Origin of the sequence: Mycobacterium sp. (assembly GCF_049673265.1) — a bacterium.
GTDB lineage: Bacteria > Actinomycetota > Actinomycetes > Mycobacteriales > Mycobacteriaceae > Mycobacterium.
Window position 1 is genome coordinate 1 of the sequence record NZ_JBATXN010000372.1, and the last position, 10034, is coordinate 10034.

Consider the following 10034-nt stretch of genomic DNA (forward strand, 5'->3'; position numbering starts at 1 on the left):
GCAGAAGTGTGGGCGATCGACGGCGATGGCTGCTTTCAGATGACCAACCAGGAACTGGCTACCTGCGCGATCGAGGGCGCCCCGATCAAGGTCGCGCTGATCAACAACGGCAACCTGGGCATGGTGCGGCAATGGCAGTCGCTGTTCTATCAAGAGCGCTATTCCCAGACCGACCTGGCCACCCACTCGCACCGCATCCCGGACTTCGTCAAGTTGGCCGAAGCGATGGGCTGCGTCGGATTGCGTTGCGAGCGTGCAGAAGACGTCGTCGACGTCATCAACCAAGCACGGGCGATCAATGACCGGCCGGTGGTCATCGACTTCATAGTCGGCGCCGACGCGCAGGTGTGGCCGATGGTGGCCGCCGGAACCAGCAACGACGAAATCCAGGCCGCCCACGGCATTCGCCCGCTCTTCGACGACGAAGGCAACGAGGGGCACGCGTGATGAGCGCGACCGGAGCGACGAAGACGCACACGCTGTCGGTGCTGGTCGAAGACAAACCCGGTGTGCTGGCCCGGGTGGCTGCACTGTTCTCCCGCCGTGGCTTCAACATCGAATCGCTTGCAGTGGGGGCCACCGAGCAAAAGGACATGTCCCGGATGACGATCGTCGTCTCGGCCGAGGAGACACCGCTCGAGCAGATCACCAAGCAGCTCAACAAGCTCGTCAACGTCATCAAGATCGTGGAGCAGGATGACCACAATTCGGTGGCCCGAGAGTTGGCGCTGATCAAGGTACGCGCCGACGCTGGCACCCGCAGCCAAGTTATCGAGGCGGTTAACTTGTTTCGCGCCAAGGTGATTGACGTGTCGCCGGAGTCGTTGACCATCGAAGCCACCGGTGACCATGGCAAGTTAGAGGCGCTGCTGCGAGTGCTGGAGCCCTTCGGCGTGCGCGAGATCGTCCAATCCGGCCTGGTATCGCTGTCCCGCGGGCCACGCGGCATCGGTACTGCCAAATAACTCAACGAATAGAAGGAAATACACCGTGACACTAGAGATGTTCTACGACGACGACGCGGACCTGTCGATCATCCAGGGCCGCAAGGTCGGCGTCATCGGGTACGGCAGCCAAGGGCACGCGCACTCGCTGAGCCTGCGCGATTCCGGGGTCCAGGTGCGCGTCGGGCTCAAGGAAGGCTCGAAGTCCCGCGCCAAGGTGGAGGAGCAGGGTCTCGATGTTGGCACACCGGCCGAGGTGGCCAAGTGGGCCGACGTCATCATGCTGCTGGCTCCCGACACCGCCCAGGCGGACATCTTCAAAAACGACATCGAGCCCAACCTGAAGCCCGGCGATGCACTGTTCTTCGGCCACGGCCTCAACATCCACTTCGACTTGATCAAGCCGCCCGCCGAGGTGACCGTGGCGATGGTCGCCCCGAAAGGCCCGGGGCACTTGGTTCGTCGCCAGTTTGTCGACGGCAAAGGTGTGCCGTGTTTGATCGCCGTCGACCAAGACCCGGACGGTAAAGGCGAGGCGCTGGCGCTGTCCTACGCCAAAGGCATCGGCGGCACCCGCGCCGGCGTGATCAAAACCACCTTCAAAGACGAGACCGAAACCGACCTATTCGGCGAACAGGCCGTACTGTGCGGCGGCACCGAGGAATTGGTGAAAACCGGTTTCGACGTCATGGTCGAGGCGGGCTACCCGCCGGAGATGGCGTACTTCGAGGTGCTGCACGAACTCAAGCTCATCGTCGACCTGATGTACGAGGGCGGCATCGCCCGGATGAACTACTCGGTGTCCGACACGGCTGAGTTCGGCGGATACCTGTCGGGTCCGCGCGTCATCGACGCCGACACCAAGGAGCGGATGCGCAGCATCCTGCGCGACATTCAGGACGGCAGCTTCGTCAAGAAGCTGGTGGCCAACGTCGACGGCGGCAACAAGCAGCTCGAGCAGTTGCGCAAAGAAAACGCCGAGCATCCCATCGAGGTCGTCGGCAAGAAGCTGCGTGATCTGATGAGCTGGGTTGACCGCCCGATCACCGAAACGGCGTAACTTTTCGGTCGCTGCGAGATCGACGCTGGCGCTGACCGCTTCGGCGAGTCGTCGCGCTAACGTCGATGTCGGATTAAGGCGGGTCTACTCGCACGCCCAACACCGGTTGCCGGATCTCACCGTTGCTGAACTCGGGGCACCACGGTCGGTGGCCCTGGTCGTCGGGCCAGACCAGCTGTAGCGCCTTCAGCTCACTGCCATAGAAGGCGACCGCCACGTTCATGCGCGCATCGGGATGCTGCACCTGAACAACGTCAACCAGGACCTCGCCGCCTACTAATATCCGCTCGCCCGGAATTGGCCTTCCCCCGTCCAGCAGATACTCGGCGACGCTGTTGAGAATCCGAGCCGCCCGCTGCGGTGACAGGCCTGTCACCAAGAGCTCGGGCAGGCCGCGCTTATGCAAACCGACCGTATAGGCATACGGCGTGCGGTCGCTCTCCACGAATTGCACCACCCAGCCCTGCTTCTGCACCTCCTCATGTATGAGCTCCAACCACTCCAGCACGGTGGCGTCCGGGTGATCGCACATCCAGCACATGGGTGTTTCTCCTTCCGTCGTCATGCTTGCCGACAGAATCCACCTGGACACCGACACGAAAGGGTGCGCAATCCGGCTACAGCCGCCACGTTGCACATGGCGGCGACCCGCTACGCCCGGCTTCGCCGCGCTTGCGGTCGCCGCATAGGCTGGCCGGGTGAGCCTGCCTGTCGTTCTGATCGCTGACAAACTTGCCGAATCAACCGTCGCCGCGCTGGGCGACGAAATCGAAGTCCGCTGGGTTGACGGCCCGGACCGGGAAAAACTGCTTGCGGCGGTGCCGGAAGCCGACGCGCTGCTGGTGCGCTCGGCCACGACGGTCGACGCCGAAGTGTTGGCCGCCGCGCCCAAGCTGAAGATTGTCGCCCGCGCCGGCGTGGGGCTGGACAACGTCGACGTCGAGACGGCCACCGAGCGCGGTGTGCTGGTTGTCAACGCCCCGACGTCCAACATTCACAGCGCCGCCGAGCATGCGTTGGCGCTGCTGTTGTCGGCCGCGCGCCAGATCCCTGCGGCCGATGCGACGCTGCGCGAGCACACCTGGAAGCGCTCGTCGTTCTCGGGCACCGAAATCTTCGGCAAGACCGTCGGGGTAGTCGGGCTGGGTCGTATCGGGCAGCTGGTGGCGCAGCGGCTGGCAGCTTTCGAGACCCACATCGTGGCCTACGACCCGTATGTGTCGCCGGCACGCGCGGCCCAGCTGGGTATTGAGTTGCTTCCGCTCGACGAGCTGCTGACCCGTGCCGACTTCATCTCGGTGCATCTGCCCAAAACACCTGAGACAGCGGGCCTGATCGATAAGGACGCGCTGGCTAAAACCAAGCCCGGGGTAGTCATCGTCAACGCCGCGCGCGGCGGGCTGATCGACGAGGCTGCGTTGGCCGACGCCGTCACTAGCGGACATGTTCGGGCCGCGGGCATCGACGTGTTCTCCAGCGAGCCGTGCACCGACAGCCCGCTTTTCGACCTGCCGCAAGTGGTGGTCACCCCACACCTGGGCGCTTCGACCGAGGAGGCTCAGGACCGGGCGGGCACCGACGTGGCCGCCAGCGTGAAGTTGGCGCTGGCCGGCGAGTTCGTTCCCGACGCCGTCAATGTCGGCGCCGGGGTCGTCAGCGACGAGGTGTCGCCCTGGCTGGACCTGGTGCGCAAGCTCGGTGTGCTGGTGGGTGCGCTTTCCGAGGAGCTGCCGGTGTCGTTGTCGGTACAGGTACGCGGCGAGCTTGCATCCGAAGATGTTGAGGTACTACGCCTTTCGGTGCTGCGCGGGCTGTTTTCCGCGGTTGTCGAAGATCAGGTGACGTTCGTCAACGCCCCGGCGATCGCTGAAGAACGCGGCGTGGCAGCCGATCTCAGCACGGCCAGCGAAAGTCCGAACCACCGCAGCGTTGTCGATGTGAGGGCGGTGGCTTCCGACGGTTCGGTCGTCAACGTCGCCGGCACGCTGTCCGGCCCGCAGCTGGTGGAAAAGATCGTGCAGATCAACGGTCGCAACTTCGACCTGCGCGCACAGGGCACCAACCTGGTGATCAACTACGCCGACCAGCCTGGGGCATTAGGCAAGATCGGCACCCTGCTCGGCACTGCCGGGGTCAACATCCACGCCGCCCAGTTGTCCGAAGACGCCGAAGGACCGAGCGCGACGATCTTGCTGCGCCTGGATCGCGACGTGCCCGCCGACGTTCGGTCGGCGATCGGCGCCGCCGTCAATGCGAACAAGCTCGAAGTGGTTGACCTCTCGTGAAACGCGCCGGCGACGATGCAGTGGGGGCACCCCCAGCGGCGCAGCGGCGAGGGGGCCGCAGCGATGAGGAGGAGCGGCGCCAATGAAATTGGCAGTGATTCCCGGCGACGGCATCGGGCCGGAGGTCGTCGCTGAAGCGGTCAAGGTGCTCGACGCGGTGTTGCCCGGCGTGGACAAGACCGATTACGACCTGGGCGCGCGGCGATTCCACGCGACAGGTGAAGTACTGCCGGAGACGGCGATTGCCGAACTACGGGCACACGATGCGATTTTGCTTGGGGCTATTGGGGATCCATCTGTGCCCAGCGGCGTGCTCGAACGGGGTCTGCTGCTGCGGCTGCGCTTCGAGCTGGATCATCACGTGAATCTGCGTCCGGCACGGCTGTATCCGGGCGTGCGCAGCCCGCTCGCCGGTAACCCTGACATCGATTTCGTGGTGGTCCGCGAGGGCACCGAAGGTCCATACACCGGCACCGGCGGCGCGATTCGGACCGGCACCGCCCATGAAGTGGCCACCGAAGTCAGTATCAATACCGCGTTCGGTGTCCGCCGCGTCGTGCAAGACGCTTTCGAGCGAGCAACGCAGCGCCGCAAGCATCTAACCCTGGTGCACAAGACGAACGTGCTGACATTCGCCGGATCGCTGTGGTCGCGGACCGTGCAAGAAATCGGCGAGAAGTACCCAGACGTCGAGGTGGCCTATCAGCACGTCGACGCCGCGACCATCCACCTGGTCACGGATCCGGGCCGGTTCGACGTGGTCGTCACCGACAACCTATTCGGCGACATCATCACGGATTTGGCCGCCGCGGTATGCGGAGGCATCGGGTTGGCCGCAAGCGGCAATATCGATGCCACCCGGACCAACCCGTCGATGTTCGAGCCGGTACACGGCAGCGCGCCCGACATCGCGGGTCAGGGGATCGCCGACCCCACTGCCGCGATCATGTCCGTGGCGCTGCTGCTTTCCCACGTCGGCGAAGACGCTGCCGCCGCGCGAGTGGACCGGGCCGTGGCGTCCCATCTGGCCAGTCGCCCGACCGAACAGCTATCCACCGCCGAAGTCGGCGAAAGGATAGCGTCCGCGCTCTAGTCTCCAGGCCGGGCGGGAGAACCTTGGCCGGCACAAGCGGGACCGCCAGCAGCGGGAAAAGGCCGCACACCGCGAACGCCGGCGGATAACCATGCGCGGCAATAAGTCCACCGAACACCGGTGGCGCACCGGCGGCCATCAGCCGCTGGTAGGTGTTCTGCAAGCCTAATGCGCGTCCACTCCAGAACGGTCCGGCGTACTCGGTGATCGCGGTGGATTCCAGCCCGTTGTCGAGCACCGCGATAACCGATGCCGCAACCATCAGCGGGACGGCGATCGATGAGCGCAGATGATCGGCCACCGCCAACCCGGCCAGCACCAGCACACCTGCGACTGCCATCATGCGCACCGGACGTAACCGCGAGCCCACCCGATCCGACCATCGACCAACCACGATTCGGCCCACGGCCCCGAGCAGCTGGGAAAGCGTAACCAGGACGCCCGCCGAGGCGATCGACCAACGGTAGTTCGAGATCAGCCAGATCAGCATGAACGTCACGGTCATCGTTTGCGGCACCATCAGCAGCGCAGAGACGGCGTGAATCCGGCGCAGCACCCGCGATCCGCGGTAGGGATTGGCCAGCTCCCGATCGGTGGCCTCGTCCCATTCCTTGCGAGGCGGCTCGATGACCGCGACGAGGCTGGCCAGCGCCGATGCCGCACAAAGCACGGCCGGAACTATCAGGGCCGCTGTCGCCGATCGGCTGTGCTCAGCGATCTTGGGAATGACCAACGCGCCCAACGCGATTCCCAGCGGCTGCGCGGTCTGGCGAACACCCATCGCCAAACCGCGTTGCTCGGGCGGAAACCACCCGGAGACCAGCCGGCCGCCGGCCGAGTTGCAACTGGCGGCCGCCATCCCGCCGGCGAACAGCAGCGCGGCGAACGACACCATCGAGTGCACCGTCGTCGCCGCGTAGGCGGCTGCTGCGGTCAGTGCCGAGCCGACCGTCAACACGATGCGCTCGCCCACCCGGTCGAGGACATAGCCCCACAGAATCAGCGTGGCCACCATGCCGAAGCTCGGCATCGACGACAGCAACCCCGCCTCGGCCAGCGGCGTGCCCAGATCGTCCTCCAGGGCGGGAATCAGAAACGCGACGCCGTTGATGAAGACGAACGCGCTTGCCGTCACCACCAGCGAAACCACCACGATCGACCAGCGTCGGCCCGCGCTGAGTGTGACCGTGCCGGTCGGCTCGGTTTGATTGCAGGACTTCTCACCGGGCCGTGCCGGCCCGGCATCGTCGTCCGGCTGCGTCGGCATTAATCAATGCTCGCACAGCGATGTGGATGCGATGGCGATAGCGACAACCAGCCCGGCTGCGCAGGTTGCGCGAACCTTTCACTAGGCTCAGGCAAATGCGCCTCGGCCGAATTGCCAGTCCTGACGGCGTCGCGTTCGTCAGCATCGACGGCGACCCGAATGAGTCCGGCGGGATGGTGGCCCGGGAGATCGCCGAGCATCCGTTCGGCAACCCGACGTTCACCGGCCGCACTTGGCCGTTGGCCGACACGCGACTGCTGGCCCCGATGCTGGCGAGCAAGGTGGTCTGCATCGGCAAGAACTATGCCGAGCACATCGCCGAGATGGGCGGTGAAGCGTCGGCCGATCCGGTGATCTTTCTCAAGCCCAATACCGCAATCATCGGGCCCAATGTGCCGATCCGATTGCCGGCTGACGCATCGCCCGTGCATTTCGAGGGAGAACTAGCAGCGGTCATCAGTCGACCCTGCAAGGACGTCACGGCGGCGCGCGCTGCCGAGAGCATCCTGGGATACACCATCGCCAACGACGTGTCGGCACGCGACCAACAGCGCGCCGATGGCCAGTGGACACGGGCGAAGGGCCACGACACGTTCTGCCCCGTCGGGCCGTGGATCGTCAGCGACGTCGATCCGTCCGACCTCGAATTGCGCACCGAGGTCAACGGCGTAGTCAAACAAGACAGTCGTACCTCATTGATGATCCACGGTATCGCCGCGATCGTGGAATGGGTTTCGGCGGTAATGACGTTGCTGCCCGGTGATCTCATTCTCACCGGCACGCCAGCCGGCGTCGGGCCCATCGACGACGGCGACACGGTAAGCATCACCATCGCGGGAATCGGAACGTTGACCAATCCCGTTGTCCGCAAGGGAAAGTCGTGAACCAAGCAACCGGCGTGCGGGTGCGGTTCTGCCCGTCGCCAACCGGTGTTCCGCATGTCGGCTTGATTCGTACCGCGCTGTTCAACTGGGCCTACGCTCGACACACCGGGGGCACCTTTGTGTTCCGCGTCGAGGACACCGACCCCGAACGCGACAGCGAGGAAAGCTATCTGGCGTTGTTGGATGCGCTGCGCTGGCTCGGGCTGAATTGGGACGAGGGCCCCGAGGTGGGCGGGGGCTACGGTCCTTACCGGCAGTCGCAGCGCAGCGACATTTACCGCGACGTGGTGGCTCAGCTGCTCGCCTCGGGCCAGGCTTACGAAGCGTTCTCCACGCCTGCCGAAGTCGAGGCGCGCCATCTGGCCGCCGGCCGCAGTCCGAAGCTGGGCTACGACAACTTCGACCGTGATCTGACGCAGCAGCAGCGAGCGGCGTATCTGGCCGATGGCCGTAAACCGGTGGTGCGGTTGCGGATGCCCGATGAAGATCTGGGCTGGGACGATCTGGTCCGCGGACCGACTGCGTTCGCGGCGGGTGTCGTGCCCGATTTCGCGTTGACCCGCGCAACCGGTGATCCGTTGTACACCTTGGTCAACCCGGTCGACGATGCCCTGATGAAGATCACCCACGTGTTGCGCGGCGAGGATCTGTTGCCGTCAACGCCACGGCAGATCGCGCTGTATCATGCGCTGACCAGCATTGGGATTGCCGATCGGGTTCCGGAATTCGCCCACTTGCCAACGGTGTTGGGCGAAGGCACAAGGAAACTGTCGAAACGTGACCCGCAGTCGAATCTGTTCGCCCACCGGGACCGCGGTTTCATACCCGAGGGGCTGCTGAATTACCTTGCGCTGCTGGGCTGGTCGATCGCGGCGGACCGTGACGTGTTCAGCCTCGAGGAAATGGTGGCCGCTTTCGATGTTGTCGACGTCAACGCCAACCCAGCGCGGTTCGACCAGAAAAAGGCTGACGCGATCAACGCCGAGCACATCCGACGGCTTGACGTTGACGATTTCACCCGCAGACTGCGCGACTACTTCACAACGCACGGGCAGCACACCGGGCTGGACGATGCACGATTCGCGGTGGCCGCCGGCCTGGTGCAAACGCGCATCGTCGTGCTGAGTGATGCCTGGGAGCTGCTGAAGTTTTTCAACGACGACGAGTACACGATCGACCCCAAGGCCGCGGGCAAGGAATTAAGTAGCGACGCCGGCCCGGTTCTCGACGCCGCGGTGACAGCGCTGGATGAGCTGGCGAATTGGACGGTGGCCGATATCGAGGCCGCCCTCAAGGGCGCGTTGATCGAGGCGCTTGGGCTCAAACCGCGCAAGGCTTTCGGCCCGATCCGGGTGGCAATCACCGGATCGTTAGTCAGCCCGCCGCTGTTTGAATCGATGGAGTTGCTTGGCCGCGAGCGCAGTCTGCAGCGTGTGCGGGAAGCTCGCGATCAGGTTGGGCGCCCGGCGACAATGCCGGCCGCGTCGCGGCCGGAGGAGGAGCCGGGCGAGAGTGCCGAGGTGTGAGAAGCGACCGAATTGTTTGGTAGTCTGCACGTCGGCCCTTGGGCAGCTGGCAGCAGCGGCAGCATGACCATCACATCGTCTGCGGGATGCCTTTGACCAGCTGTTTTAGGCAGCCAATGGGGTATGGTGTAATTGGCAACACAGCTGATTCTGGTTCAGCCATTCTAGGTTCGAGTCCTGGTACCCCAGCAAATTCTTTCCAGCGCTAAGCAATTAGGTGGGCGTATGCCGGTGAGCTATGCTGGCACTCCGGATCGTCTCTGGATCGGTTCTGGCCCCGTCGTCTAGCGGCCTAGGACGCCGCCCTCTCACGGCGGTAGCGTGGGTTCGAATCCCATCGGGGCTACAAACGAAATTTACTGGCCGGTCTCCACGACGGCCGGTGCCGTCGATCCGCCCACCGGCATGGCCGGCAAGCCCAACTTGCGGTGATCCCAGGAACGCGAGCGACGGGCCACGATGCGTACACAGACCCGCTTGTTCATCATCTGCTCGACGAACGGCTTCATCTCGTCGGTGTAGGGACCGGTGTAGCGCTCGAACACGCTGACCCCAACCCGGTGCGCGACGTCGGGATCGTCGATGATCTCGGCGACTCCTTCGAAGGACACTCCACGCAAGGTGTCATAGGTGTCGCCGTCCTCGATCAAAAAACTCACCCGCGGGTCTCGTGTGAGGTTGACCGCCTTCTGCGACTTGGCCTTCGTTTCTAGCCAGATTTCGCCGTCAACCACGGCGTACCACATCGCGGTCAAGTGCGGTTGCCCGTCGGAGCTGATGGTGACCAGCGTCCCGGTGCGGCTTTTGACGACAAAATCGGCGATCTCGTCTTCGGACATGACGATGCTCGCGCGCTGATTGGTTCCCATCAGTGCACCGCCCCGACGGGAACGGCGGCTTTGGCAGTCGGGCCATTTTGGGCTGGTGAGCAGCGTGGCCCGGGGGGTTTTGTCGGTGTCGTTGCATAGGGTGCGG

9 protein-coding genes, 2 tRNA genes and 2 pseudogenes are annotated in these 10034 nt (G+C 64.4%); 10 read left to right on the plus strand and 3 right to left on the minus strand.

Going from position 1 to position 10034, the window contains the following annotated elements:
• From WBF82_RS12875 to ilvC, 3 genes are all read left to right on the plus strand, one after another.
• A partial coding sequence (locus tag WBF82_RS12875; RefSeq protein ID WP_424383407.1) for a thiamine pyrophosphate-dependent enzyme occupies nt 1–447 on the plus strand: 447 nt, incomplete at its 5' end.
• Nucleotides 447–965 (plus strand): acetolactate synthase small subunit, encoded by a 519-nt coding sequence (gene ilvN / locus WBF82_RS12880; protein WP_424383408.1) that lies wholly within the window; start codon nt 447–449, stop codon nt 963–965. The genes WBF82_RS12875 and ilvN, both read left to right, overlap by 1 nt.
• 37 nt (nt 966–1002) lie before the next feature.
• On the plus strand, nt 1003–2004 hold the full coding sequence (gene ilvC / locus WBF82_RS12885) for a ketol-acid reductoisomerase (protein WP_424383414.1): 1002 nt from the start codon (nt 1003–1005) through the stop codon (nt 2002–2004).
• 73 nt (nt 2005–2077) lie between these two features.
• Here the strand turns inward: ilvC and WBF82_RS12890 are convergent, their stop codons facing one another.
• The gene (locus tag WBF82_RS12890) at nt 2078–2545 is read right to left on the minus strand and encodes a DUF4262 domain-containing protein (RefSeq protein ID WP_424383409.1); all 468 of its coding nucleotides are present in this window, start codon (nt 2543–2545) and stop codon (nt 2078–2080) included.
• Between the two features lie 157 nt (nt 2546–2702).
• On the opposite strand from WBF82_RS12890, the gene serA reads away from it, so the two are divergent.
• The 3 genes and pseudogenes from serA (at nt 2703) to WBF82_RS12905 (ending at nt 5382) form a co-directional block, all read left to right on the plus strand.
• The gene (gene serA, locus WBF82_RS12895) at nt 2703–4289 is read left to right on the plus strand and encodes a phosphoglycerate dehydrogenase (protein ID WP_424383410.1); all 1587 of its coding nucleotides are present in this window, start codon (nt 2703–2705) and stop codon (nt 4287–4289) included.
• 2 nt (nt 4290–4291) lie between these two features.
• Nucleotides 4292–4375: pseudogene (locus WBF82_RS12900) on the plus strand (hypothetical protein); the annotation flags it as partial.
• The gene (locus WBF82_RS12905) at nt 4372–5382 is read left to right on the plus strand and encodes a 3-isopropylmalate dehydrogenase (protein WP_424383411.1); all 1011 of its coding nucleotides are present in this window, start codon (nt 4372–4374) and stop codon (nt 5380–5382) included. The pseudogene WBF82_RS12900 and the gene WBF82_RS12905, both read left to right, overlap by 4 nt.
• 133 nt (nt 5383–5515) lie before the next feature.
• Here WBF82_RS12905 and WBF82_RS12910 read toward each other — a convergent pair.
• Nucleotides 5516–6649, minus strand: a pseudogene (locus WBF82_RS12910) (MFS transporter); the annotation flags it as partial.
• A gap of 95 nt (nt 6650–6744) precedes the next feature.
• Here WBF82_RS12910 and WBF82_RS12915 point away from each other — a divergent pair.
• The 4 genes from WBF82_RS12915 (at nt 6745) to WBF82_RS12930 (ending at nt 9405) form a co-directional block, all read left to right on the plus strand.
• Nucleotides 6745–7533: a fumarylacetoacetate hydrolase family protein gene (locus tag WBF82_RS12915; protein WP_424383412.1), complete on the plus strand. Its 789-nt coding sequence runs from the start codon at nt 6745–6747 to the stop codon at nt 7531–7533.
• A complete protein-coding gene (gene gltX / locus WBF82_RS12920; protein WP_424383413.1) occupies nt 7530–9059 on the plus strand; it encodes a glutamate--tRNA ligase in 1530 nt (509 codons plus the stop codon). The genes WBF82_RS12915 and gltX overlap by 4 nt, the downstream gene beginning before the upstream one ends.
• A gap of 117 nt (nt 9060–9176) precedes the next feature.
• A tRNA-Gln gene (locus WBF82_RS12925) sits at nt 9177–9248 on the plus strand.
• Nucleotides 9249–9332: 84 nt separating this feature from the next.
• Nucleotides 9333–9405: transfer RNA gene (locus WBF82_RS12930), tRNA-Glu, on the plus strand.
• 10 nt (nt 9406–9415) lie between these two features.
• Here the strand turns inward: WBF82_RS12930 and WBF82_RS12935 are convergent.
• A complete protein-coding gene (locus tag WBF82_RS12935; protein WP_424383415.1) occupies nt 9416–9928 on the minus strand; it encodes a PPOX class F420-dependent oxidoreductase in 513 nt (170 codons plus the stop codon).
• Nucleotides 9929–10034: the final 106 nt, after the last annotated feature.